The sequence below is a fragment of the Nocardioides sp. SRI_004 genome (genome assembly GCF_057586415.1).
The window spans coordinates 188971-212654 of the sequence record NZ_JBYCZV010000005.1; the positions used below are offsets into that span (position 1 = coordinate 188971).

Annotated in this window: 23 protein-coding genes and 1 pseudogene; 8 read left to right on the forward strand and 16 right to left on the reverse strand. The window is 72.4% G+C overall.

Going from position 1 to position 23684, the window contains the following annotated elements:
• Window positions 1-22: 22 nt before the first annotated feature.
• Window positions 23-529 (reverse strand): hypothetical protein, encoded by a 507-nt coding sequence (locus tag AC2YHB_RS08645; RefSeq protein ID WP_179647536.1) that lies wholly within the window; start codon window positions 527-529, stop codon window positions 23-25.
• 185 nt (window positions 530-714) lie between these two features.
• Entirely contained in the window at window positions 715-1977 is a 1263-nt protein-coding gene (locus AC2YHB_RS08650; protein ID WP_179647537.1) for a multidrug effflux MFS transporter, read from the reverse strand.
• A 128-nt stretch (window positions 1978-2105) separates the two neighbouring features.
• On the opposite strand from AC2YHB_RS08650, the gene glgB reads away from it, so the two are divergent.
• Complete coding sequence (gene glgB / locus AC2YHB_RS08655) at window positions 2106-4010, forward strand: 1,4-alpha-glucan branching protein GlgB (protein WP_308645447.1); 1905 nt, start codon at window positions 2106-2108, stop codon at window positions 4008-4010.
• Between the two features lie 25 nt (window positions 4011-4035).
• Window positions 4036-4812: an NUDIX domain-containing protein gene (locus tag AC2YHB_RS08660; protein WP_036546664.1), complete on the forward strand. Its 777-nt coding sequence runs from the start codon at window positions 4036-4038 to the stop codon at window positions 4810-4812.
• Here the strand turns inward: AC2YHB_RS08660 and AC2YHB_RS08665 are convergent.
• Window positions 4736-5671, reverse strand: coding sequence for an EamA family transporter (locus AC2YHB_RS08665; protein WP_179647539.1), 936 nt, complete (start codon window positions 5669-5671; stop codon window positions 4736-4738). The two genes, AC2YHB_RS08660 and AC2YHB_RS08665, sit on opposite strands and share 77 nt — an antisense overlap.
• 72 nt (window positions 5672-5743) lie before the next feature.
• Between AC2YHB_RS08665 and AC2YHB_RS08670 the strand changes: the two genes are divergently transcribed.
• Window positions 5744-6640 carry a LysR family transcriptional regulator gene (locus tag AC2YHB_RS08670; protein ID WP_179647540.1) on the forward strand — a complete coding sequence of 299 codons (897 nt, stop codon included), beginning with the start codon at window positions 5744-5746 and terminating at the stop codon, window positions 6638-6640.
• Between the two features lie 61 nt (window positions 6641-6701).
• Here AC2YHB_RS08670 and AC2YHB_RS08675 read toward each other — a convergent pair whose 3' ends face one another.
• The 5 genes from AC2YHB_RS08675 to AC2YHB_RS08695 all read right to left on the reverse strand — a co-directional run bounded on the left by AC2YHB_RS08675 (window position 6702) and on the right by AC2YHB_RS08695 (window position 10725).
• A complete protein-coding gene (locus tag AC2YHB_RS08675) occupies window positions 6702-7487 on the reverse strand; it encodes an EI24 domain-containing protein (protein WP_179647541.1) in 786 nt (261 codons plus the stop codon).
• A gap of 13 nt (window positions 7488-7500) precedes the next feature.
• Window positions 7501-8460: a co-chaperone YbbN gene (locus AC2YHB_RS08680; RefSeq protein ID WP_179647542.1), complete on the reverse strand. Its 960-nt coding sequence runs from the start codon at window positions 8458-8460 to the stop codon at window positions 7501-7503.
• Window positions 8461-8485: 25 nt separating this feature from the next.
• Window positions 8486-9022: a PH domain-containing protein gene (locus AC2YHB_RS08685; protein WP_179647543.1), complete on the reverse strand. Its 537-nt coding sequence runs from the start codon at window positions 9020-9022 to the stop codon at window positions 8486-8488.
• Window positions 9023-9035: 13 nt separating this feature from the next.
• A complete protein-coding gene (locus tag AC2YHB_RS08690) occupies window positions 9036-9206 on the reverse strand; it encodes a hypothetical protein (RefSeq protein ID WP_179647544.1) in 171 nt (56 codons plus the stop codon).
• A gap of 97 nt (window positions 9207-9303) precedes the next feature.
• Window positions 9304-10725 carry a M1 family metallopeptidase gene (locus AC2YHB_RS08695; RefSeq protein WP_179647545.1) on the reverse strand — a complete coding sequence of 474 codons (1422 nt, stop codon included), beginning with the start codon at window positions 10723-10725 and terminating at the stop codon, window positions 9304-9306.
• 191 nt (window positions 10726-10916) lie between these two features.
• On the opposite strand from AC2YHB_RS08695, the gene AC2YHB_RS08700 reads away from it, so the two are divergent.
• Window positions 10917-11801 carry a serine protein kinase RIO gene (locus AC2YHB_RS08700; RefSeq protein ID WP_179647546.1) on the forward strand — a complete coding sequence of 295 codons (885 nt, stop codon included), beginning with the start codon at window positions 10917-10919 and terminating at the stop codon, window positions 11799-11801.
• Between the two features lie 15 nt (window positions 11802-11816).
• Here AC2YHB_RS08700 and metX read toward each other — a convergent pair whose 3' ends face one another.
• The 3 genes and pseudogenes from metX to AC2YHB_RS08715 form a co-directional block, all read right to left on the reverse strand.
• Window positions 11817-12908, reverse strand: a complete 1092-nt coding sequence (metX, locus tag AC2YHB_RS08705; protein ID WP_179647547.1) for a homoserine O-acetyltransferase MetX — start codon at window positions 12906-12908, stop codon at window positions 11817-11819.
• 17 nt (window positions 12909-12925) lie between these two features.
• Window positions 12926-13267, reverse strand: coding sequence for a PLP-dependent transferase (locus AC2YHB_RS08710; RefSeq protein ID WP_487353783.1), 342 nt, complete (start codon window positions 13265-13267; stop codon window positions 12926-12928).
• Between the two features lie 26 nt (window positions 13268-13293).
• Window positions 13294-14211 (reverse strand): annotated as a pseudogene (locus AC2YHB_RS08715) (O-acetylhomoserine aminocarboxypropyltransferase/cysteine synthase family protein); the annotation flags it as partial.
• 195 nt (window positions 14212-14406) lie between these two features.
• Between AC2YHB_RS08715 and AC2YHB_RS08720 the strand changes: the two are divergent.
• Window positions 14407-15342 (forward strand): LOG family protein, encoded by a 936-nt coding sequence (locus tag AC2YHB_RS08720; protein ID WP_308645448.1) that lies wholly within the window; start codon window positions 14407-14409, stop codon window positions 15340-15342.
• A 10-nt stretch (window positions 15343-15352) separates the two neighbouring features.
• Here AC2YHB_RS08720 and AC2YHB_RS08725 read toward each other — a convergent pair whose 3' ends face one another.
• Window positions 15353-16510: a glycosyltransferase family 4 protein gene (locus AC2YHB_RS08725; RefSeq protein ID WP_179647549.1), complete on the reverse strand. Its 1158-nt coding sequence runs from the start codon at window positions 16508-16510 to the stop codon at window positions 15353-15355.
• A gap of 131 nt (window positions 16511-16641) precedes the next feature.
• On the opposite strand from AC2YHB_RS08725, the gene AC2YHB_RS08730 reads away from it, so the two are divergent.
• A complete protein-coding gene (locus AC2YHB_RS08730; RefSeq protein WP_179647550.1) occupies window positions 16642-18354 on the forward strand; it encodes a TIGR03767 family metallophosphoesterase in 1713 nt (570 codons plus the stop codon).
• Window positions 18355-18416: 62 nt separating this feature from the next.
• On the opposite strand, the gene AC2YHB_RS08735 is transcribed toward AC2YHB_RS08730, so the two are convergent.
• Genes AC2YHB_RS08735 through AC2YHB_RS08745 form a run of 3 tightly spaced genes read right to left on the reverse strand, consistent with a single transcriptional unit; the run spans window position 18417 to window position 20786 of the window.
• Window positions 18417-19229 carry a GNAT family N-acetyltransferase gene (locus AC2YHB_RS08735; RefSeq protein ID WP_179647551.1) on the reverse strand — a complete coding sequence of 271 codons (813 nt, stop codon included), beginning with the start codon at window positions 19227-19229 and terminating at the stop codon, window positions 18417-18419.
• On the reverse strand, window positions 19226-20365 hold the full coding sequence (rlmN, locus tag AC2YHB_RS08740) for a dual-specificity RNA methyltransferase RlmN (protein ID WP_179647552.1): 1140 nt from the start codon (window positions 20363-20365) through the stop codon (window positions 19226-19228). The genes AC2YHB_RS08735 and rlmN overlap by 4 nt, the downstream gene beginning before the upstream one ends.
• A gap of 46 nt (window positions 20366-20411) precedes the next feature.
• The gene (locus AC2YHB_RS08745) at window positions 20412-20786 is read right to left on the reverse strand and encodes a hypothetical protein (RefSeq protein WP_257026788.1); all 375 of its coding nucleotides are present in this window, start codon (window positions 20784-20786) and stop codon (window positions 20412-20414) included.
• A 77-nt stretch (window positions 20787-20863) separates the two neighbouring features.
• Between AC2YHB_RS08745 and AC2YHB_RS08750 the strand changes: the two genes are divergently transcribed.
• The gene (locus AC2YHB_RS08750; RefSeq protein WP_036546698.1) at window positions 20864-21655 is read left to right on the forward strand and encodes a tryptophan 2,3-dioxygenase; all 792 of its coding nucleotides are present in this window, start codon (window positions 20864-20866) and stop codon (window positions 21653-21655) included.
• Window positions 21652-22776 (forward strand): aminotransferase class V-fold PLP-dependent enzyme, encoded by a 1125-nt coding sequence (locus AC2YHB_RS08755; protein ID WP_179647553.1) that lies wholly within the window; start codon window positions 21652-21654, stop codon window positions 22774-22776. The genes AC2YHB_RS08750 and AC2YHB_RS08755 overlap by 4 nt, the downstream gene beginning before the upstream one ends.
• On the opposite strand, the gene AC2YHB_RS08760 is transcribed toward AC2YHB_RS08755, so the two are convergent.
• Entirely contained in the window at window positions 22769-23662 is an 894-nt protein-coding gene (locus tag AC2YHB_RS08760) for a phosphatidate cytidylyltransferase (RefSeq protein ID WP_179647554.1), read from the reverse strand. The genes AC2YHB_RS08755 and AC2YHB_RS08760 overlap by 8 nt on opposite strands.
• Window positions 23663-23684 lie beyond the last annotated feature (22 nt).

Sequence of the window (23684 nt, forward strand, 5' to 3'; positions counted from 1 at the left end):
TCGGCGACCACCGATCAGGTGCTCAACCGGCCATGCGGCACTCGTCCTGCTGCGCCAGGCACTCGTCGAGGGCCACGATCGCCGGGTTCAGCAGCCGTCGGCGTCCGTCCTCCGTCACCACGTACCAGCCGTCGTCGAGGAAGTCGGAGAGGGGGAACGAGTCGACCTCGCTCCGATCGGTCGGCTCGAGCACGACCCGGTGGACGCCAGCGCCGGAGACCCCTTCGGGGAGCTCGAAGAAGATGCCTCCGTCGTAGCGGAGGACCTCGACGACCTCGTGCCGGGTGGCGAGGACACGGCGCGTGCACGGCACCCGCCTCGCGACGGAAGCGCGGGTGGCGGAGTCGAGGTACTCGTCCCAGGCGGCCTGCAGCGCCGCACAGCTGGTCGCCGCGTCGATCGCCCCGAGCGCCCGCCGCCCGAACCCCTCCGCCGGCTCGGGTCGCGCGGAGTCCACGTGGTCCGACTCGTGCGAGCAACCGGAGAGCGCCAGCAGGGCGAGGACGAGCAGGGGACGGAGCACGATCACGGCACGATGGTGGCAGCGCCGGGCCGACGGCGCGCAGGTACGCGGGAATCCGGACCGGCCACGGTGTGGGTGGACCGACCAGCGGCGTCTCGTGACGGTCGCTGCGCGACCTCCTCGACGAACGAGGGTGGGCGCGACCTCCTCGACGAACGAGGGTCGGCGCGACCTCCTCGACGAACGGTGCGTCAGAGGAGCTCGACGGGCTCCCGCTCCCCCACACCCGCCACCGCGCAGTCGCGGTTCTCGACCGCGCAGTGCCAGGCCCAGCAGAGCTGGCCGCCGGCGACGCCGATGAACGCGGCGGTGGCGAAGCCGAGGGCCGAGGTGCCGAGGTGCGGGGTGACGGCGACGGCGGTGATCGCGTTGAGGACGAGCGCGAGGAAGGCCGACATCGAGACCACGGCGCCGAGCCGGCCCGGGAACAGGTCGAGCAGGAGGAGCTGGATGGTCGGGTAGGTGATGCCGTTGCCGAGGGCGACCAGGCTGACCCCGACCACCGCCCACGGCAGGTCCGCCGCGAGGGGCGAGGCGGCCACCAGGATGCCGATGACGCCGCCGACGAACGAGGTGGTGCACCCGATGGAGGTGAGGCGCCGCGCCGAGATCCGGCCGGCGGCGCGGCCGCACAGCCACGAGCCGAGCATCATCGCGCCGATCATCGGGACGAAGAGCTTCCAGAAGTCGAGCTCGCCCTCGCCCAGCACGTCGACCACGAAGATCGCGGCGCCGCCGATGTAGAGGAACTGGGCGCCGAAGAGGAGCGCGGTCGCCCACGCGAGGCGGTGGAAGGCGGGCTCGCGGGCGACCTGCAGGAGACCGCCGACGACCGAGCCCACGCGCAGGGCGGTACGCCGCTCGCGCGGGTGGGTCTCCGGCAGGAGGAGCACGACGGCGAGCACTAGCACGACCCCGAGGCCGGCCTGGAAGACGAACACCAGGGGCCAGTCGCCGAGCTGCAGCACGAGGCCACCGATGATCGGCCCGATCGCCGGCGCGACGCCGAAGACCAGCGCGACCCGGCTCATCAGCCGCTGCGCGGTGGCTCCCGAGAAGAGGTCGCGGATGACGGTGCGGCTGACGATGGTCGCCCCGCCGGCGCTGAGCCCCTGCAACGCCCGGCCCACGAGGAGCCAGCCGAGGTCGGGCGCGAAGGCGCAGGCGATGGAGGCGGCGGCGTACACGGTGAGACCGACGACCATGACGGGGCGGCGCCCGACCGCGTCGGAGATCGGGCCGTGGAGCACGCTCATCGCGGCGAAGGCAGCGAGGTAGACGGTGACGACGAGCTGCAGCTGGCCGGCCGTGGCCGGGAGCTCGCGCTCCATCTGGGCGAAGGCCGGGAACGGGGTGTCGATGCTGAACGGCCCGATCATCGACAGGCAGCCGAGCACGACCGGGACGAGGACGGTCAGCCGCCAGCCGAGGCGCTCGTCGGGGGTGGTCGTCACCAGCCCATCAGATCACCCGCCCCCAGCGCTCCCCGAGGCGGGCCGTCGCGTCGGCGACTGCCGGGGACGGCGCGGGGTACCGCCCGGTCGCTCACCACCTCGTTAGACTCGAGAGGATGCCGAAACACGTGTCGACGACACTCGGAGAGATCGACCTGCACCTCGTCGCGGAGGGCCGCCACGAGCTGCTCTGGCAAGCCCTGGGCGCTCACGAGCGCACCGAGCCCGAGCCCGGCACCAGCTTCGTCGTGTGGGCGCCCAACGCGCGCAACGTCAGCGTGATCGGCGACTTCAACGGCTGGGACGGCAATGCCCACCGGATGGTGCCGATCGGCAGCGGCCTGTGGGAGGCCTTCGCGCCGGGCGTGGGCTCCGGGGCGTCGTACAAGTTCGTGGTGGAGGGCGCCGACGGCGTGTGGCGGCACAAGGCCGACCCGATGGCCTTCTTCGCCGAGCCGCCGCCGGCCACCGCCTCCCGCGTCTTCACCAGCACCCACACGTGGCAGGACGACGCCTGGCTGGAGCAGCGCGCGACCCGGCAGCCGGTCAACGAGCCGATGTCGACCTACGAGCTGCACCTGGGCTCGTGGAAGAAGCACCCCGACGGGTCCTACTGGACCTACGACGAGCTCGCCGCCGACCTGCCCGGCTATCTCGCCGACCTCGGCTTCACGCACGTCGAGCTGATGCCGGTGATGCAGCACCCGTTCGGGGGCTCGTGGGGCTACCACGTGACGTCGTACTTCGCGCCCGACGCGCGCTTCGGCGATCCCGACGGCTTCCGCCGGCTCGTCGACGCGCTGCACGCCGCCGGCATCGCGGTCATCCTGGACTGGGTGCCCGGCCACTTCGCGACCGACGAGTGGGCGCTGGCCCGCTTCGACGGCACCGCGCTCTACGAGCACCCCGACCCGCAGCGGGGGTGGCACCCGGAGTGGGGCTCCTACATCTTCGACTTCGGTCGCCCCGAGGTGCGCAACTTCCTCTTCGCGAACGCGCTCTACTGGCTGGAGGAGTTCCACGTCGACGGCCTGCGCGTCGACGGGGTCGCGTCCATGCTCTACCTCGACTACGGCCGCAACGAGGGCGAGTGGCACCCGAACCGGTACGGCGGCCGCGAGCACCTCGAGGCGGTGCAGTTCCTGCAGGAGCTCAACGCCACCGCCTACAAGCGGGTGCCCGGAATCGTCACGATCGCCGAGGAGTCGACCGCCTGGCCGGGCGTCACCGGCGCGACCTCCGGCGGCGGGCTCGGCTTCGGCTTCAAGTGGAACATGGGCTGGATGCACGACAGCCTCGGCTACCTGCGCCACGAGCCGGTGCACCGCGCCTACCACCACGGCGAGATGACCTTCTCCCTCGTCTACGCCTTCTCGGAGAACTACGTCCTGCCGCTGAGCCACGACGAGGTCGTCCACGGCAAGGGATCGCTGGTCCGCAAGATGCCCGGCGACCGCTGGCAGCAGCTCGCGACGCTGCGCGCCTATCTCGCCTTCATGTGGTCCCACCCCGGCAAGCAGCTGCTGATGATGGGCTGCGAGTTCGCCCAGGAGTCGGAGTGGGCCGAGGCGCGCGAGCTGGACTGGTGGCTGCTGCAGAAGCCCGAGCACCGCGGCATGCTCGACTTCGTCCGCGACCTCAACGCCCGCTATCGCGACCAGCCGGCGCTGTGGCGCCTGGACAACGACCCCGCCGGGTTCGCGTGGATCGACGGCCAGGACGCGGGACACAACGTCTTCTCGTTCGTCCGCCGCTCCGGGCAGCCCGGCGTGCCGGACCTGGTCAGCGTGTCGAACTTCGCCGCGGTCCCCCACGACTACCGGCTCGGGCTGCCGGTCGCCGGCGCGTGGACCGAGGCGCTCAACACCGACGCGGCGTCGTACGGCGGCAGTGGGGTCGGCAACCTCGGCACCGTCCACGCGGAGCCGGCCGGCCCGATGGAGGCCGGTGCGCCGGGCGGCAGCCCCGCGTACGCGGACCTCGTGCTGCCACCGCTCGCCACGCTCTGGCTGGTGGCACCCTCCGCTGAATGACGACCAGTCGTCTAGGGTTTGCGCTGTGTCGGAGCAGCCGGAGATCAGCCACGCGACCGTCGACGACGGCATCGCCCGGCTGACCTGGACCTCCGACCTCACCGAGCGCGGCTGGCAGGCCGCCGTCGACGTCGTACGACGCCAGGTGGCCGAGGCGCTGACCGACCACGACCGGGTCGAGGTCAAGGTCGCGATCGACGATGCCGAGGCCCAGCGGATCGCGACCTGGTCCGGCCTGCGCCGCGAGGGCGTCCAGCGCGGGCGCGCGGGCGACGTGGTCGTCTACGCGCGCCTGGTCGACGACGTCCCGGTGCACGAGCCGGGCGGCTTCCGCGCGCTGCTCAACTCGTTCCTGCCCCGCAAGCGCGGGATCGCGCAGATGCTGGTCCGCGACGCCGACGGCCCCGCGGCACGGGTGCTGATGTGCAACCTGACCTACAAGACCGACTGGGACCTGCCCGGAGGCGTGGTCGAGGTCGGTGAGTCGCCGCACGTCGCCGTCGCTCGCGAGGTCGAGGAGGAGCTCGCCCTCGAGATCCCCGCCGGCCGGCTGCTGCTGACCGACTGGCTGCCGCCGTGGGGCGGCTGGGACGACGCGCTCTGCCTCGTGTTCGACGGCGGCGCGCACCCCGCGTCGATCGTCGAGCAGGTCGTGCCGCAGGCCCGCGAGATCCGCAGCGCGGCCTTCCTCACCCTCGACGAGGTCGACGAGCGGGCCGCGGACTTCACCGCCCGGCGGGTGCGAGCTGCTCTGGCGAGTCTCGCGGGCGAGGGTCCCGGCTATACCGAGTCCGGCCGCTGAGCCGACCGGACCAGCGGGCCTGGGCGACCAGCACGCCGAGCACCAGCAGCGCGCCACCGGCCAGCTCGCCGGTCGACGGGACCTCGTCGAGCAGCGCCCACGCCGACCCGATCGCGACCGGCGGGACGAGCAGGATCCACGGCACCACGGCCGACGACGGGTTGCGCGACAGCAGCCCGTTGAAGAGGCCGTAGCCGACCAGCGAGGCGAGCCCGGCGGTGTAGACGGTGGACAGGCCGGCCCGCCACCCGAACGCGGCGACGCCGTCCGCGACCGCGCTCGGGCCGTCGACGACGAGCGAGAGCAGCACCAGCGGGACCGGGACGACGAGCGCCGACCAGACCGTGAGCGAGAGGCCGCCGGTCGCTCCGGAGGCACGGGACACGACGTTGCCGATCGCCCACATCAGCGCCGCCGACAGGCACAGCAGGAGGGCGATCGCCGGGACGTGCCCGCCGCGGCCGAGGCCGACGACGACCAGCCCGACGGCGCCGAGGAGGACGCCGGCGACCTGCGGCCGCGTCGGCCGCTCGCGCAGCACCACCGCGGCGAGCGCGATGGTCAGCACGACCTGCGCCTGGAGGACCAGGCCCGCGAGCCCCGGCGGCATGCCGGCGTCCATCGCGACGTAGAGGAACCCGAACTGGCCCAGCGACATGAAGACGCCCACCGCCGCCACGGTGCGCCACGGGACGGGCGGACGCGGGAGCAGGAAGACCGCCGGCACGACCACGGCGAGGAAGCGCGCGGCGAGGAACAGGAGCGGCGGCACGTCGCCCATCCCCCAGTCGATCACGACGAAGTTGAAGCCCCAGATCACGGCGACGAGGGCGGCGAGGGCCTGGTCCTTGCGGGTCACCCGTCCATCGTCGCCGCCGGAACCATGAAGCACCAGCGAATAGATCTGCGCAACTTCATGTAGCGTTGCTGCATGATTGACCTGGACGCCCTCGCCGGCCTGCGCGCCGTCGCCACCCACGGATCGGTCGTCGCCGCCGCGGCGGCGACCGGCTTCACCCCAAGCGCGATCTCCCAGCAGGTCAAGCGCCTCGAGCGGCAGACCGGCGTCCCCCTGCTCGAGCGGGTCGGCCGCGGGGTGATGCTCACCAGCCACGGCCAGCACCTCGTCGACGCCGGCGAGCAGGTCCTGGCCGATCTCGAGCAGCTCGAGGCGGGGCTGCAGCAGCGGGCCGGCGTGGTCGCCGGCCGGGTCCGGCTCGCCGCCTTCTCCACCGCCATGCGCGGGCTGATCGCCCCGATCGCCCGCTCCCTGCGCGACGCCCACCCCGACCTCACCCTCACCCTGGACGAGCGCGAGCCGTGGGACGTCGTGGACCTCGTCGCCTCGGGCCAGGCCGAGCTCGGGATCGTCCACCGCTGGGGCGGCGTACCGCTCGCGGTGCCGGACCACGTCGTCAGCACGCCGGTCGCCACGGACCTCGCCGACCTCGTCGTGCACCGCGACGACCCGCTGGCCCGGTGTGCGCGGGTGACGCCGCACGACCTCGTCGACGTCGGCTGGATCGCCACCCCCGAGGGCACGATCTGTCGCCAGTGGCTCTCCCGCATGTACGACGGCACCGGCCGCCCGCCCCGCATCGCCCACGTCTCCGGGGAGTTCGAGTCGCACCTCGCCCTCGTCCGCGCCGGCCTCGGCGTCGCGCTGATCCCGCGGATGGGGCGCGCGCCACTGGGCGAGGAGCTGGTCGCCGTACGGGTGGAGGACCCGGAGCCGATCCGGCTCGTCGACGCCCTGCACCGGCGCACGATGGCCGACTCCCCCGCCGTGCAGGCGGTGCTGGCTGCGTTCGCGGGAGTGGGCGGCTGACGGTCGATCGCGCCGCAATCGAACCGGTGCTCAGAGGCCCCGCCCGGGAAATTGATTGACGTCAATCAATTTCGCGGGCGGGCACGTCCGCGCCCGGTCGCCGGTCCAGGGCCTCGCGGGCGAAGTAGGTCGCGCCCGCGACGGCGCCCGGCATCACCGCGATGCCGCCGAGGGGGATCAGGAAGCACGCCTGCACGCAGACCCCGAAGCCGAGCATCGCCCGGCGGTGCTCGGCCATCAGCTCGCGGCGCTGCGCGCGGTCCATGCCGCGGGCCTCGAGCGGGCGCGACACCAGCTCGCCGGCGAGCAGGCGCCCGGCCAGGACGAGGCCGATGCAGAAGCCGGCGATCGCGCCGACCAGCGGGAGCAGCCCGATGACGAAGACGAGGATCGCGGTGCCGATGCCCATCAGCACGAGCTGGACGCCGTCGAGGATCCCGCGCAGCCAGCCGACGCCCTGCTCGGGCACGTCGCCGCCGAGGGAGATCTCGACCTCCTTCCAGATCTTCTCGTAGAAGGGGTCGCCGACCGCGAGGGTCAGGCCGGTGAAGGTGATGATCGAGAGCATCGCCGCGCCCGCCAGCACCAGCACGAAGAGCACCGCGCGGAAGGTGGTGCGGAGGGCGTCGTACCAGTCGTCGGCGAAGGGCGTGGCCCAGTCGATGACGTCGTCGGCGTACATCACGAGCACGACGAACAGCGTCACGATGAGCGCGGCGCTGATCAGCGCCGGGATGATCCCGAGCAGCATCAGCCGCGGCCGGTGCTTCCACAGGCGCATGCCCTGCGCGAGGAAGCCGGCGCCCTGCCGGACTCCCATCGCCCGGCTCGCGGGCGTGACCGACATCAGGCGTCCGACTTCAGAAGAGGGCAGACGCGAGGGCCTGGCGGCCCTTGAGCACCCGCGGGTCGTCGTTGCCGACGGCGCCGAACAGGCCGAGCAGGTGCTCGCGGGCGCGGTCGCGGTCCTTGCCGGCGGTACGACGAACGAGCTCGACCAGCCGCGCGAAGGCGTCCTCGACGTGGCCGCCGAGCATGTCGAGGTCGGCGACCAGGGTCTGCGCGTCGACGTCGTCGGGGTTGGCGGCGGCGGCCGCCCGCGCCGCGTTGAGGTCGGCGCCCTGAGTGCGCTGGAGCACCTTGGCCATCGCCAGGCCGGCCGCGGCCTCGTGGTCGGCGGGGTTGGCGTCGGCGAGCTTCTGGTACTCGGCCACCGCGGCGTCGATGTCGCCCGCGGCGAGGGCCTCCTGCGCGGGCGCGTATCGCGGGTCGAGCTCGGGCTCGCCGTCCTCGCCCACCTCGCCGGCAGCGGCGCCGCCGAAGGCGTTGGGCTGGTGGCGCCCGGCGATGCCCTGGGCGGTCAGCTGCTGGGCGAACTGGTTGAAGAGCGCGCGGATGTCGTCGATCGGGGCGGCGCCCGGGATCGGCTGGGTCGCCGGGCGGCCGTCGAGGATGACCAGCATCAGCGGCACCTGCGGGATCTGCATCGCCTGCGCGATCTGGGGCACCGCGTCGACGTCGATGGTCGCGGCGAGGAAGCGGCCGTCGTACTCGTCGGCGACGGTGGCCACGTCGCGGGCCAGCTGCTCGCTCTCGGGCGACTGCGAGGGCGAGTGGAAGACGAGCACCACCGGCGCCGTCATCGACGCCTCGAGCACAGTCTGGAAGTTGGCCTCGTCGATCGCCACCGAGTACGCCGAGCCGCCTGCGGGAGCGCTGCTCGCGCCACCTGTCGGCGCTCCGGCGGGCGCGGCTCCGGCGGGCCGCTTCAGCGCCGAGAGGTCGATGGCTCCGGGACGGGAGAACGGCTGCTGCGTCATGGCAGCAAATCCTACGGAACGGTGGTCAGTTCGGGACTCGGGGTCCGCGCAGGCCCGCTCGCTGGACCACGCGCTGGATCGCCAGGTCGCGGTCGTCGGGCCGGCCGACGTACCGGATGTCGCGCAGGCCCTGCTCCTGGGCGGCGGACTCGAAGCAGAAGTGGCCGAAGCCGAGGATCCGTCCGTGCAGCGGCTTCTTGACCGAGATGTCGAGGATCCGGCTGAGCGGCATGGTCGCCAGGCTCTGCGACAGCACGCCGTGGACGCGGAACACCCGCATGTTGGTGATCACGAACCGGTCGCGCAGCACCGCGAGGCCGCCCCACGCGGCGTGGCCGAGCAGCCCCACCGCCACGATGATGAAGAACCAGGCGACCTCGACGGCGACGAACCAGCTCGCGACCAGCAGCAGGGTGGCCAGCACGGCCTCGGCGCCCGGTCGCAGGTAGGCGAACCAGTGGTGCGTGACCTCGTCGACCACGACCTCGCCCTCGTCACGCAGGAGGTGCTTGCCGATCTTCGGGTCGCCGAGTCGCAGGACGACGCCCGCGACGAAGCTCATGGTGGCTCTCGGATCAGTCCATCGCGCCGACGAAGTCGATGACGCCGTTGAACGCATCGGTCGTCAGGTCCCAGCCGTTGCTGGCGGCGCTCTTGGAGGTGTCGGCCAGGCCGTTGGGGTCCGTGAACATCCAGAACCCGAGGAACACGATCACCACGAGGGCGATCACCTTCTTGGCGTCCATCGGCGGGCGTCTCCATCCTGGTCCGGCGTGCTACGGGGCACAGTTCGACACATTGGTACCAAAAGCCCCACCGGTGCCGTGGGAGGCGCGCTGCACGCTACGAGCAGGCGTGCAGCAGCCCGTTGCCGGCCCCGGAGGGAACGGTGCCGTCGCGCAGCCACGCGTCGAAGAACCCGTCCAGGTCCTCCCCCGTCTCGCTGGCCGCCAGCGCCTCGAACTGGGCCACGCTCGCGTTGCCGTCGTGGTGCTGCGCCACCCAGGTGCGGAGCAGGTCGCGCAGGGCCGTCGCGCCGATCCGGTTCTGCAGGGCCGCGAGGACCATCGCGCCGCGGTCGTAGACCGCCTCGTCGAAGATGTTCGCCGCTCCGGGGGCGGTGAGGTCGAGGGTCCAGAACGACGACCCGGACTCGTGGCAGCGGTCCTGGTAGGCCGCGTTGAGCCACGACGCCACCGACGGCCCGCCGTGCGCGGCGGCGTACGCGACCTCGGAGAAGGTCGCGAAGCCCTCGTTGATCCAGATGTCCTTCCAGCGGTGGACGGCGACGCTGTCGCCGAACCACTGGTGCGCGAGCTCGTGCACGACCACGCTGGGATAGATCCAGGCGCCGTACGTCGGCCGGGTCTGGTTCTCGAGCGCGAAGCCGACGTCGAGACCGGTCACCAGGCCGCCGGTGGACGTGAACGGGTAGGTGCCGAGCCAGCCCTGCAGCCAGTCGGTGACCGGCCCGCTCTGCCGCAGCTGCCTCATCGCGCGGGTGCGGTCGCCGGACGAGAGCTGTTGCGAGACCGCGTAGTAGTACGGGATGCCCTTGCCGGTACGGCCGCTCGCGACGTCGTAGCCACCGGCGGCGAAGAAGGCGAGATAGGTCACCATCGGGTCGACCGTCCGCCAGTGGGTCGTGGCGCGGGTGCCGCTCACCGTGCGGCTGACGAGCGAGCCGTTGCTGACGACCCGCTTGGCGCGCGGGACGCTCACCCGGACGTCGAAGACCGCCTTGTCGGTGGGGTGGTCGTTGGACGGGAACCACCACGGCGCCATGTGCGGCTGGTTCATCGCGACGACCTCGTTGCGGTCGGCCAGCCAGTTCCGCTCCCCGCCGTAGGTGTAGGCGTCGGGCTTCCCGGCGTAGGTCACGTCCACCCGGAAGATGTCGCCGCTCGCGATCGTCGCCGGCGGCACCACCTTCAGCTCGTGGTTGAGCGGCTTGGCGAACCGGGCGGTGCGGCCGTCGACCTTGACCGCCGAGACCGGCAGCAGCAGGTCGAGGGTGAAGCTGGTCAGGTCCTGCTTCGCGCGCATCGTCACGACGGTGCGGCCGCGCAGGGTGCGGGAGCCGAAGTCGTAGGAGACCTGGATGTTGTAGCGCAGGGCGTCCGTGCCGCCGTTGCCGTCGTACTTCCAGTAGGGGTCGGGACCGACGGGCGAGCCCGGCCCGGCCGTGAGGGTGGCAGCGCCCGCGCCGGACAGACCCGGGACGAGCAGCAGGAGGAACACCACGAGAACGGTCCGCATGCGCATCGGGCCACCCTACGTCCCGCAGCCGTCGGAGGGGCGAGCTAATTCGGTTGCCCCGGCGAACGGATGTCGGTCACCATCGGGTGCGTCCGTCCGCGCGTTCCCGCGGACCCGTCGAGAGGAGCGTGACATGTCCATGACTGTCCTCGGCCTGCCTTCAGACCGAACCCTTTCGACCCACAGGAGCACCCGTCTTGTTCCAGGAGAACCTCTCCCCTGATCTCGATGCACCCCGCATCGCCCCCCGCATCGACCCCGGCATCGATCCCCGCTTCGTCTTCGACTACCAGTCCTACGACGAGGTCGAGCCCGGCCAGCGATGGTCGACCTGGCTCTCCGTCGAGCCGCTGTCCCGCGGCCCCGAGCCCCGCCCCGACTGGGTGGTCACCTCGCAGGGCGCGATCGACACCGAGCTCGGCATCCTGAAGACCGGCAAGGAGGCCGACGTCTTCCTGCTGGACCGCACCGACCCGCACGACCCGGCGCAGTCCGTGGTGATGGCGGCCAAGCGCTACCGCGCGCCCGACCACCGCACCTTCCACCGCTCGGCGAGCTACACCGAGGGCCGCAGCATGAAGCGCTCCCGCGACGAGCGCGCCATCAAGCGCAAGAGCACGTTCGGCCGCGAGGTCGCCGCCGGCGAGTGGGCGGTGTCGGAGTGGAACGCGCTCAAGCGCTGCTGGGAGCTCGGCCTGCCGGTCCCCTACCCCGTGCAGGTCGACGGCACCGAGATCCTGATGGAGTGGATCTCGGTCGACGGCGAGACCGCGCCCCGGCTCGCCCAGACCCGGCCGGAGCCCGCGCTGCTGGCGTCGTACCTCGACCAGCTGCGGGACGCGATGGCGACGCTGGTGCAGGCCGGTCTCGTGCACGGCGACCTGTCGCCGTACAACATCCTCGCGGCCGGCGAGCGGCTCGTCATCATCGACCTGCCCCAGCTCGTCGACCTGGTCGGCAACGCCCAGGGCTTCGACTTCCTGCTGCGCGACTGCACGAACGTCTGCTCGTGGTTCACGCGGCGCGGGCTGGAGGTCGATCCGCAGGAGCTGTTCGGCGAGCTGGTGGCCCACGCCTTCTGAGGAAGGCCGGGTCGCTCAGAGGAAGCCGCGCACCAGGTCGTGGTAGCCCGGCGGCTCCAGCAGGAACGAGTCGTGGCCCCACGGAGACGCGATCTCCGCGTGGTCCACGGCCACCCCGCGCGCGGCCAGCTGGTCGCGGATCCGCAGCGAGTGGGCCGTCGGGAAGCGCCAGTCGGAGTCGAAGGACAACAGCCGGAAGCGCGTCGACGGTACGACGTCCGGGTGGCTCCCGAACGGGTCGAAGTAGTCCATCGGCCGGGTCAGGTGGAGGTACGACAGCGCGTCGAACCGGCGCAGGAAGGACTCCCCCTGGTGCTGCAGGTAGTCCTCGACCTCGAAGTCGGCACCGAGCCGCTTGTCGGTGCCCGAGGTCGCCCGCCGGTGGCCGAACTTCGCCTCCAGCGACGTCCCGGACACGTAGGTGATGTGGGCCATCATCCGGGCGATCTTGAGCCCGTGGCGTGGCGAGGTGCCGTGGTCGGCGTACCGGCCGTCGTGGAAGTCGGGGTCCTCGAGGATGGCGGCACGGGCCACCGAGGAGAAGGCGATGTTCTCCGGCGTGAGCCGCGAGCTCGCGGCGACCAGCACCGCGCGGTCGATCCGGTCCGGCTCCTGCAGCGCCCACTCGAGGACCTGCATGCCACCGAGCGAGCCGCCGACCGCGGCGTGCAGGCGGTCGATGCCGAGGTGGTCGAGCAGGCCGCGGTGGGCCGTCACGAAGTCGGCCATGTCGAGCGCCGGGAAGTCCGGTCCGTAGCGCCGGCCGGTGGCCGGGTCGACCGACTGCGGGCCGGTCGTGCCGGAGCAGCCGCCGATGAGGTTGGCGGAGACGACGAAGAAGCGCTCGGTGTCGAGCGCCTTGCCCGGGCCGATCAGGTTGTCCCACCACCCGGGCCGGCGTGCGCCCTCGTGCCAGCCGGCGGCGTGGGCGTCGCCGGTCAGCGCGTGGCAGACGAAGACGGCGTTGTCGCGGGCCGGCGACAGCTCGCCGTAGGTCTCGTAGGCGACCTCGACGTGCACCAGCGCGGCACCCGAGGCGAGCACCAGCGGGCCGCGCTGCGTGAGCACGGCCCGCTGGGTCGCGACGACCCCGACGGAGTCGGTCATGGTGGCTGCCCCTGCGCCTACTTGGCGGCGATCAGGGCCTGCTGGAGGTCGGCGATGATGTCGTCGACGTTCTCGATGCCGACCGAGAGCCGGACCAGGTCCTCGGGCACGCCGGCCGCCTCCAGCTCCTCCGGCGTCAGCTGCGAGTGCGTGGTGCTGGCGTTGTGCACGGCCAGCGACTTCGCGTCGCCGATGTTGACGAGGTGGCTGAACAGCTCGACCGACTCGATGAAGCGCTTGCCGCCGTCGCGGCCGCTCTTGAGGCCGAAGGAGACCAGGCCGCCGTACCCCTTGCCGGTGAACAACTTGTCGGCCACGGCCTTGTAGGGTCCCCGTCGAGGCCGGGGTAGTTGACCCACGCGACCGCCTCGTGGCCCTGGAGGTACTTCGCGACGGCCAGCGCGTTCTCGCTGTGCCGCTCGACGCGCAGGTGGAGCGTCTCGAGGCCCTGCAGGAAGAGGAACGAGTTGAGCGGGGCGATCGCGGCGCCGGTGTTGCGCAGCAGCACGGTCCGCGCCCGGATGATGTAGGCGAGGTTGCCGACGGCCTCGGTCCACACCACGCCGTGGTACGCCGTGTCCGGCCCGGTCAGGCCCGGGAAGCGGTCCGCGTGGGCGGCCCAGTCGAAGTTGCCGGAGTCGACGATGATGCCGCCGATCGAGGTGCCGTGGCCGCCGATGTACTTCGTCGCCGAGTGGACCGAGACGTCGGCGCCGTGGTCGAAGACCCGCTCGAGGTACGGCGTCGTGGCGGTGTTGTCGACCACCAGCGGGAGTCCCTGCGCGTGGGCCGCGTCGGCCCAGGCACGGGTGTCGACGACGTTGAGCTTCGGGTTGCCGATCGTCTCGGCGAACACCAGCTTCGTCCTGTCGTCGACGTGCTTGGCCAGGTCCTCGGGCTTCTCCGGGTCGACGAAGCGGACCTCGATGCCGTACTGCGGCAGCGTGTGCGCGAACAGCGCGTAGGTGCCGCCGTAGAGCGTCGAGATCGCGACGATGTTGTCACCGGAGTAGGTCAGGTTGAGCACGGCGTAGGTGATCGCGGCCGAGCCCGACGCCACCGCGAGGGCGCCCACACCGCCCTCGAGCTGGGCGACCCGCTCCTCGAACGCCGACTGCGTCGGGTTCATGATCCGCGTGTAGATGTTGCCGGGCTCGGCGAGGGCGAACAGGTTGGCGGCGTGCTCGGTGTCGTTGAAGACGTACGACGTCGTCTGGTAGATCGGCACCGCCCGCGCGTTGGTCGCGGGGTCGGGCTGCTCCTGGCCGGCGTGCACGGCGAGGGTCTCGGGACGGTAGGTCATCGTGGGCTCCTGGCGGGGGATGGGTGTCGGTGTGGCGCGGCCGTCCCCGGTGGTCGAGGAGGTTGCGCAGCAACCGTCACGAGACCCCGGTGCGTCCTCGCTTAACTGTAGTGAGTCAATCAAGAAACATTTCAAGGAACCGTCCAACCCGCGGACCCACGGCCCGCGAGGACCCGTCGGGTAGCGTCCGGCCGCGTGAGGAGCACCCGCAGCAGGACCGTCGTCGTCGAGTCCCGCACCGACACCGACCGGCAGTGGCACTCCCGCGCCGGCGAGGCCGGCGCCGCCCACCTGGCCGGCCTCGACATCACGCGGAGCACGCTCTACTCCCCCGCCGACCTCTACGACCGCGACGACTACGCCGCGAGCTTCGACGCCCGCGCCTACGTCTGGGCACGCGCCGCCTGCGGACCGGCCGAGGCGCTCGCCGAGGTCCTCCACGACCAGGCCATCGACACCGCCCTCGCCGCGTGGGTGCGCGATCGCGACCTCGTCGGGGTGATGGGCGGCCACGCCGCGGACCGGGGCACCACGGCCTACGCCGACGCCGCCCGGCTGGGCCGCCTCCTCGGTGCTCGCCACGTGGTGGCGACCGGTGGGGGTCCCGGCGCGATGGAGGCGGCCAACCTCGGCGGCAGGATGGCCGGGCTGCCCGAGGAGGCACTGCTCGACGCGCTGGGCCGGCTGGGCGTCGTACCGTCGTTCCGGCCGTCGATCGACGCCTGGGTGCGAGCGGCACGGGACGCCCTGGAGCTCAGCCCGTCGCCGCGGCCTTCCCTCGGCGTGCCGACCTGGCACTACGGCCACGAGCCGCCGAACCTCTTCGCCACGGCGGTCGCGAAGTACTTCCGCAACGCGCTGCGCGAGGCGATCCTGCTGCAGGTCTGCGATGCCGGCATCGTCTTCCTGCCGGGCGCCGGCGGCACCGTGCAGGAGATCTTCCAGGACGCGTGCGAGAACTACTACGCGACCGACGAGTCGGTGGCGCCGATGGTCCTGGTCGGACGGACCTACTGGACGCAGACCCTCCCCGCCTGGCCGCTCCTGCAGGCGCTCGCGCGCGGCCGCGCCATGGAGGGACACGTCCACCTCGTCGACACCGTCGACGAGGCAGCGGCGCTCTTCGGCTGAGGGCCGCCCGTCACGCAGCGCGGTACGACGTCCGGCTGGTCGCGCGCGGACCGATCACCGCCCGGTAGTGCTCCATCAGCTGCTCGTTGATCGCGAACCAGGACCGCTCCTGGACCGCCCGTAGCGCGGTCGCACCCATCGTCGCCCGCAGCCCGGCGTCCGACGCGAGGCGGTCCACGGCGGCGGCGAGGTCCCGGCCGTCGCCGGGCCGGTAGAGCAACCCGGTGGCGCCGTGGGCGACCACGTCGACGGGTCCGCCGGCGGCCGGCGCGACCACCGGGACGGCCGAGGCGAGCGCCTCCTGGGCCGACTGGCAGAAGGTCTCGTAGCGACCGGTGTGCACGAAGACGTCGAGGGAGGCGTAGGCGCGGCTCAGGTCGTCGCCGTGCAGCAGCCCGAGGAAGGCGGCCCGGTCGCCGAGCAGCCCCTTGAGGCGCTGCTCGTCCGGGCCACCGCCGACCACGACGAGGCGGTAGCGGGGGTCGTCGGCGAGGTGGGTCAGGAGGTCGAGCTCCTTCTCGGCGGCCAGCCGGCCGACGTACCCGACGAGCAGGCGGCCGTCCGGCGAGATCCGCCGGCGCAGCTCCTCGTCGCGGTGGCGCGGGTTGAAGGCGACCAGGTCCACCCCGCGGCCCCACCGGTGGACCTCCGGCACGCCGAGCTCACGCAGCTGCTCGATGCTGGCGGTCGACGGGGCGAGGGTGCGGTCCACGTGGTGGTGGATGCGGCGGGTGAGCGTGGCCATCGCGCGGGCGCCGCCCGGCAGGTCGTAGCGCTCGGCGAAGCCCACGAGGTCGGTCTGGTAGATCGCGACCGTCGGGATGCCGAGCTCGGCGGCGGCACGGGACGCCTGGTAGCCCAGGGTGGCCGGCGAGGCGATGTGGACGACGTCGGGGCGGTACTGCGTCATCACGGTGCGCAGTCGGCGCCGGGTCTCGAGGCCGAGCCGGAAGTCGGGGTAGAAGGGGAGGTTGGCGCCGCGGGCGCGCTTGACGCGGAACCCGGCGTAGCTGTCCGGGCCGGTCGGCGCGACCAGCTGGGCGTGGTGCCCCTCGGCGGAGAGGTGCTCCAGCACGCGGCGCACCGAGTTGGTGACCCCGTTGATCTGCGGGAGGAAGGACTCGGTGACCACGAGGACCCTGAGTCGCGTCGTACCGGGCTTCGTCATGCCAAGGACGCTAGGGACGCCGCGACAACGGAACGTCACCTGACCGGAAGTGTCCGGCGACCGCCGCGTGAACGGCTGGGGTGCCCCGAATCGGGACGTGACCCATTTCATAGAAGGTTCGTTACGGCAGCGTGGAGATCTCTCGCCGTGACCTGATCCGCAAGACCATCGCCGCCGGAGGCCTCGCCGCCGCCGCCACCGCCCTGCCCGGGGTGCTCCGCTCGTCCGCGGCCAACGCCGCCGGCAGCAGCACCGTCCAGCGGACGTTCACCACCGGCACCCCCGGCGCCGGCGGCTACCGCCCCGTCATCTCGGTCGCCGGCGAGGCGCACGGCGTACGTGCCGGCCTGGGCGTCCCCGCCGGTGCGGGCCGTGCCCGCGAGGGCATGATCGCCTTCGTCCAGCTGAGCGACATCCACATCGTCGACGCGCAGTCGCCGCTCCGCCTCGAGTGGACCGACCGGCTCGACGACCCGAGCCCGCTCCCCGCGACGGGGCTGTTCACGTCGTCGTACCGACCGCACGAGATGCTCACCGGCCAGGTCGCCGACTCGATGGTGCGCGCCATCAACGAGATCGCCGACGGCCCGGTCACGGGCAAGCCGCTCGCGCTGGCGATCCAGACCGGCGACAACTCCGACAACTCGCAGCTCAACGAGGTCCGCTGGAACATCGGGGTGCTCAACGGCGGCTCGGTGCGGGTCGACTCCGGCAACCCCAACAAGTGGGAGGGCGTCGCCGACAGCTCGCCGCTCACCTACGACACCGCCTACTGGCACCCGCACGGGGCGCCGGCCGGCAAGCCCGTCGACCGGCCGCGCGCGGAGTACGGCTTCCCCGTCGTACCGGGTCTGCTCGACGCCGCCCGCCGGCCGTTCAACGCCGAGGGCCTGAACATGCCGTGGTACTCCGTCTTCGGCAACCACGACGGCCTCGTCCAGGGCAACTTCCCCACGAGCACCCTCCAGCTCAACCTGCTGGCGCTGGGCACCCTCAAGATCGTCTCCCCGCCGCTCGGCCTCAACCCGGCGCAGCTCTTCGACGACCTGATGACCGACCCGGCCGCGCTGCTGACCAACCTGCTCGGCGGGGCGCTGAACACCGTCGTCCGCACCGTCCAGCCCGACCTGAACCGCCGCCTGCTCACCCGCAAGCAGGTCGTCGAGCAGCACTTCGCGATGGGCGGCGCACCCTTCGGCCACGGCTTCACTGCCGCCAACCGCCAGGCCGGCACGGCGTACTACCACTTCGACAACGGCGCCTTCCGCTTCGTCGTCATGGACACGGTCAACCCCAACGGGTACGCCGACGGGTCGCTCGACAAGACGCAGTTCGCCTGGCTCGAGGCGCTCCTGGACCAGTCCGCCGACAAGATCGTGCTCGTCTTCAGCCACCACACCTCCGACACGATGGGCAACCCGCTCATCGCGACCGGCGGCAGCCTGGAGGCGCGGGTCACCGGCGGCGCCGTGCTCGACGCGCTCCTGGCGCGACCGCAGGTCATCGCCTGGATCAACGGCCACACCCACCGCAACAAGATCACCCCGCGCCCCCGCCCCGCGGGCGGCGGCCTGTGGGAGATCACCACGGCCTCGCACATCGACTGGCCCCAGCAGGCACGGATCATCGAGGTCGCCGACAACGCCGACGGCACCCTGTCGATCTTCACGACGATGGTGGACCACGCCGGCCCGCCGTCGGCCGGGGCGGGTACGGCGAACGCCGTCCAGCTCGCCGGTCTCGCCCGTGAGCTGGCGGCCAACGACTGGCACGAGCACCTGGACGGCTCCGGCGCGCCGGAGGACCGCAACGTCGAGCTGCTGGTCGGCAACCCGCTGGCCTGAGCCCCGGTGGTCGAGGAGGTCGCGCAGCGACCGTCACGAGACCCCGCGCCCCGACCTCCCGCTCAGCCGATCGGGAGCAGCCAGGACCGCTCCTGCCCGAACGCGGCGAAGCCCGCCCGGCGCAGGATCGGTCCGGACGTCTCCACCCGGCCCTTGACGATCGCGAGGTCGGCTCCGACCTCCCGCGCGTAGGCGAGCCGGGCGGCGAGCACGGCCCGGTAGACGCCGCGCCCACGCGCCTCGGGCAGGACGACGCCGCCCCACAGCCGCGCGTCCGGGCCGGCGAGCGTCACCCCGCCCGAGCCGACCGGGCGACCGTCGAGGTAGGCGACGACCGCTCCCCCACCGCCGCCGCGGACCTTCGCCGCCTCTCCGGGGAAGGTCGCCTTGAGCGCCGTGCGGTCGGTGGCCACGCCGCCGAAGACGTCCGCGGCGAGGCGGACCGCGTCGGCGAAGACCGCGAGGTCGTCGCTCCAGCGCAGCTCGACGTCCCCGGCCGGGTGCAGCTGCGGCTCGTCGTCCGCCGCGTCCGCGATCGTCCGGGCCAGCACGTCCACGGTCTCGTCCGGCCGGGCGCCGTGGGCGACCAGGGCCTCCTCCAGCCCGTCCGGGGCGTCCAGGCGGACCCACCAGGCCACGTCCGCCGACGACGGCACGGCCGGGTCCACCATCGGGCGGGCTCGCTCGAGGACCTCGTCGACGACCTCGGCCATCGGCCGGCCGGCATGCGTCCGGACCACCTGCACCGGTCGCTCGGTCCAGTCGGGGTGGCGGACGAGGAGGTACTCGTCGGCCTCGGCCCGCGGCGCGCCGGCGGGGACGAAGACCCACGCCGCGCTCGCCGCGTGCACCCGCTCCCGAGACGGCGGGATCACTCCGCGGCGGCCAGCTGTCCGCAGGCGGCGTCGATCTCGCTGCCCCGCGTGTCCCGCATCGTCGCCGCGATCCCCTTGGCCTCGAGGCGACGGACGAACTCGTCCATGTCCTCCTCGCGCGAGCGGGTGAACTGCGAGCCGGGGACCTCGTTGAGCGGGATCGGGTTGACGTGGACCCAGCTGGTGCCGCGACCGTCGGCCGCGAGCACGTCGGCGAGCAGGTCGGCGCGCCAGCCCTGGTCGTTGATGTCGCGCATCAGGGCGTACTCGATCGAGACGCGCCGTCCGGTCTTCGCGAAGTACTCGTACGCCGCATCCACGGTCTCGGCCACGGAGAAGCGGGTGTTGATCGGCACCAGGTCGTTGCGCAGCTCGTCGTCGGGGGCGTGCAGCGACAGGGCCAGCGTGACGGGGACGCCCTCGTCGGCCAGCTGTCGGATACGCGGGACCAGGCCGACGGTGGAGACCGTGACGTGGCGGGCCGACAGGCCCAGCCCGGACGGAGCCGGGTCCGTGAGGCGGCGTACGGCGCCGACGGTGGCCTTGTAGTTGGCGAGCGGCTCACCCATGCCCATGAACACCACGTTGGACAGGCGACCGGGGCCGCCGGCGACGTCGCCGTTGGCCATCGCCCGCGCGCCGACGACGACCTGGTGCACGATCTCGGCCGTCGACATGTTGCGCTGCAGGCCGCCCTGGCCGGTCGCGCAGAACGGGCAGGCCATGCCGCAGCCGGCCTGGCTGGAGATGCAGATGGTGGCGCGGTCCTTGTAGCGCATCAGCACCGACTCGACGAGCGAGCCATCGAAGAGCTTCCACAGCGTCTTGACGGTCTTGCCCTTGTCGGCGCTCTGCTGCCGGATCGGGTCCATCAGGTCGGGCAGCAGGGCACCCACCAGCTCGTCGCGCTGGGCGGCGGGCAGGTCGGTCATCTCGGCGGGGTCGTGGACCAGCCGGCCGAAGTAGTGCGTCGAGAGCTGCTTGGCGCGGAAGCCCGGCAGGCCCATCTCGACGAGCAGGTCCTTGCGCTCGGTGTCGGTCAGGTCCGCGAGGTGCCGGGGAGGCTTCTTGCGCCCACGCGGCTCCGCGAGGACGAGGGGAAGCGACTTCGGCGGGGTCGCGGGCTGCTCGGACATCACCGTCGATTGTCCCACCGACCCGGCGGCGTACCCAATCGTGCGCTCAGGCGTCCTTCTTGAGCAGGAACCAGAGCACGGCCGCGGCGACGCCGCCGACCACGAGGATCGTCGCGACCATGCCGAGCAGCATGTACTTCGCGAAGCGGCGGGTGTGGTGCGGCACCAGCATCGCGATCGGTACGACGAGCAGCAGGAGCACGAACGGGAAGAGCTCCTCGGCCCGCTCGTAGCCCGCGATGCTCTTGACCACCGCGGCGTACAGGCCGGGGACGACGATGATCGACGCCATGCCCGTGAAGAAGCCGGCCAGCGGGAAGAACACCGGGTGCCCGCGGTGGAACCAGTCGGGCCGCCGCGACCGCTCGGCCGCGTCGTCCGTCTCGTCCGCCAGCGCGCGGTCCTCGAATCCCTGGTTCATGTCCGGCCGATCGTAGCCAACGGGCCCATCGCGCGTCCCGCTGGCCGTCCCCCCGGCCGACCTGTGACAGTAGGCCCGTGAACGACCAGCACCCCGCGCTCACCTACAGCGCCTACCTCTCGCTCGACGACGTCCTCTCCGCGCAGCACCCCCGCTCGGACGAGCACGACGAGCTGCTCTTCATCGTCATCCACCAGGTCTACGAGCTCTGGTTCAAGCAGATGCTCCACGAGACCGCGGGCCTGCAGGCCCGCCTCGAGGCGGGCGACACCCCCCGCGCGCTGCACACGCTGGGCCGCGTGCTCGCCATCCTCAAGGTCGCGGTCGCCCAGGTCGACGTCCTCGAGACGATGACGCCGCGCCAGTTCACCAGCTTCCGCGGCCGCCTCGACGCGTCCAGCGGCTTCCAGTCCGAGCAGTTCCGCGAGCTTGAGGCCACCCTGGGCCGCCGCGACCGCCGCGTCTTCGAGCACTACCCCGAGGGCAGCGCCGGCCGCGAGCGGATCGCGGCCGCGATGTCGCGTCCGTCGGTCTTCGACTCCTTCCTGCGCTACCTCACCACGCAGGGGTACGACGTCCCGCGGGCCGCGCTCGACCGCGACCTGACCAGCCCGTGGGAGCCGTCGCCGGAGGTCCAGCAGCTGCTGCTGGCGGCGTACACGGACGACGGCGGGGCGGCCCAGGTCGCCGAGCGGCTGGTCGACCTCGACGAGGGCCTCCAGGAGTGGCGCTACCGGCACGTGAAGATGGTCGAGCGGACGATCGGGGCCAAGCCGGGCACGGGCGGCTCCTCGGGCGCGACCTACCTGTGGAGCACGGTCACCCGGCAGCTGTTCCCCGACCTCTGGGCGATCCGGAGCGAGATGTGACCTCTGCGCCGCTCGCCGCCCACTACTCCCGGTTCCGGGTGGCGGAGCGGCTGCTGCTGACCGGTCACTCCCACCAGGCGTGGCCGGACATCGCCCGGGAGGGCGTCCTCGAGGCGTGGGACGACGCCGCCCTCGACCTCGGCCGGAAGTGGGACCGGGCCGCGGCCAAGGCGGAGCGGCTGCGCGACGGCGTCCGGGTGCTCGTCGGCGACCCGATCGCCGACGTGGCGCTCGGCGGCAGCGCCCACGAACTGCTGGTGCGCTTCCTCTCCGCGCTCGACCTGTGCGCCCGGCCCCGGCTGGTCACCACCGACGCCGAGTTCGACTCCGCCCGTCGCCAGCTCGACCGGCTCGCCGACGCCGGGCTCGAGGTGGTGCGGGTGCCGGCCACGCCGGTCGACTCGCTGGCCGAGCGCGTCGCGGCAGCGGTGGACGACCGGACCGCGGCCGTGGTGGTGTCGTCCGTGCTGTACGAGACCTCCCTGGTCGTGCCGGGGCTCGCGGCCGTGGCCGCTGCCTGCGAGCGGACCGGGACCGAGCTCCTCGTCGACGCCTACCACCAGCTCGGCGTGCTCCCGCTGGACGTGGGGACCGATGGGCTGGACGAGGCCTGGATCCTCGGCGGCGGCTACAAGTACCTCCAGCTCGGCGAGGGCAACTGCTTCCTGCGCATCCCCCCGCACGCCAGCGGCCTGCAGCCGGTGGTCACCGGCTGGTTCGCCCACGACGGAGACCGGTTCGCCGGGTCGACGTACGACCCGACCAGCCACTACCGCGCCGCCCGTGTGCTCGACTTCTTCGACGAGCAGGGCCTGGCTCCCCCGGTCCTCCGGGCCGTCTCGCAACGCCAGCGCGGGCTGCTCACCGCTGCCTTCGACGCCCTCGACCTGCCCGACGACCTCGTCACCCGGGACCGGGCGACCCCGGCCGAGGGCTTCGGCGGCTTCCTCGCGTTGCGCTCGCCTCGCGCGGCCGAGCTGCGGGCGGCACTCGCCGGGCGCGGCGTGCAGGCCGACCACCGGGGACAGCACCTCAGGCTCGGCCCGGCGCCGTACCTCTCCGACGAGCAGCTGGCCGAGGCGATGGCGCTGCTCGGCGAGGTCGCCGCCGGCCTCAGGTGAAGATGCCGTAGTGCAGCAGCAGCCAGATCGGGGCGATCGTGGCGAGCAGCGAGTCCAGGCGGTCCATCAGGCCGCCGTGGCCCGGGATCACCTGGCTCATGTCCTTGATGCCGAGGTCGCGCTTGATGACCGATTCGCAGAGGTCGCCGAGCGTGGCCATGACGACCGCGATCAGGCCCAGCGCGACGCCGATCCACCAGTCGCCCTCGAGCAGGTAGACGACCAGCGCGACACCGGCGCCGACCGTCGCGAGCGTGGAGCCGGCGAAGCCCTCCCACGACTTCTTCGGCGAGATGACCGGAGCCATCGGGTGCTTGCCGAACAGGACGCCGGCGATGTAGCCGCCGATGTCGGAGGCGATCGTCACCAGGATGAAGGTGATGATGCCCTGCACGCCCTTGTCGTCGAGGCCGCCGCCGGTGCGGCCGCCCTCGGCCAGCATCAGCGCCACGAAGGAGCCCAGGAAGGGCAGGTAGACCAGCGCGAAGACCGACGCGGTGGCATTCTTGACGTAGCCGTCGACGCCGCGACGCAGCAGCCACAGCATGATCACCAGCGCGCTGACCGCGGTCGCGGTCACCAGCGCCGCCGAACCCCACACGTAGGCCACGACGACCATCACGACGCCGCCGATCATGAGCGGCTGCTCGGGCAGGTCGATGTCCTTGGCGAGCAGGCCCTTGCGCAGCTCCCAGACGGCGACCACCACGGCGACCGCGACGATCACCATGAAGGCCGGCTTCCAGAAGACCAGCGAAGCGGCGATCGCGCTCAGCAGCACGACCGCGGACCCGACCGCGGCCTTGAGGTCGCGGCCGGCGCGGCCGTGGTCCTTCTTCGGGGTCGCCTCGGACGTGGAGGACTCAGACGACGGCGGTGTCGACATCAGGAATGGGAGCGGCTCGAGG

Excerpts from the sequence above, each read along its gene's own strand:
- AC2YHB_RS08695 (WP_179647545.1), bottom strand. The coding sequence starts at position 10,725 with ATGCGCATGCGGACCGTTCTCGTGGTGTTCCTCCTGCTGCTCGTCCCG.
- metX (WP_179647547.1), bottom strand. The coding sequence starts at position 12,908 with ATGACCGACTCCGTCGGGGTCGTCGCGACCCAGCGGGCCGTGCTCACG.
- AC2YHB_RS08760 (WP_179647554.1), bottom strand. The coding sequence starts at position 23,662 with ATGTCGACACCGCCGTCGTCTGAGTCCTCCACGTCCGAGGCGACCCCG.
- AC2YHB_RS08725 (WP_179647549.1), bottom strand. The coding sequence starts at position 16,510 with ATGACGAAGCCCGGTACGACGCGACTCAGGGTCCTCGTGGTCACCGAG.
- AC2YHB_RS08680 (WP_179647542.1), bottom strand. The coding sequence starts at position 8,460 with ATGACGCAGCAGCCGTTCTCCCGTCCCGGAGCCATCGACCTCTCGGCG.
- AC2YHB_RS08690 (WP_179647544.1), bottom strand. The coding sequence starts at position 9,206 with ATGGACGCCAAGAAGGTGATCGCCCTCGTGGTGATCGTGTTCCTCGGG.
- AC2YHB_RS08685 (WP_179647543.1), bottom strand. The coding sequence starts at position 9,022 with ATGAGCTTCGTCGCGGGCGTCGTCCTGCGACTCGGCGACCCGAAGATC.
- AC2YHB_RS08675 (WP_179647541.1), bottom strand. The coding sequence starts at position 7,487 with ATGTCGGTCACGCCCGCGAGCCGGGCGATGGGAGTCCGGCAGGGCGCC.
- rlmN (WP_179647552.1), bottom strand. The coding sequence starts at position 20,365 with ATGTCCGAGCAGCCCGCGACCCCGCCGAAGTCGCTTCCCCTCGTCCTC.
- AC2YHB_RS08745 (WP_257026788.1), bottom strand. The coding sequence starts at position 20,786 with ATGAACCAGGGATTCGAGGACCGCGCGCTGGCGGACGAGACGGACGAC.
- AC2YHB_RS08670 (WP_179647540.1), top strand. The coding sequence starts at position 5,744 with ATGATTGACCTGGACGCCCTCGCCGGCCTGCGCGCCGTCGCCACCCAC.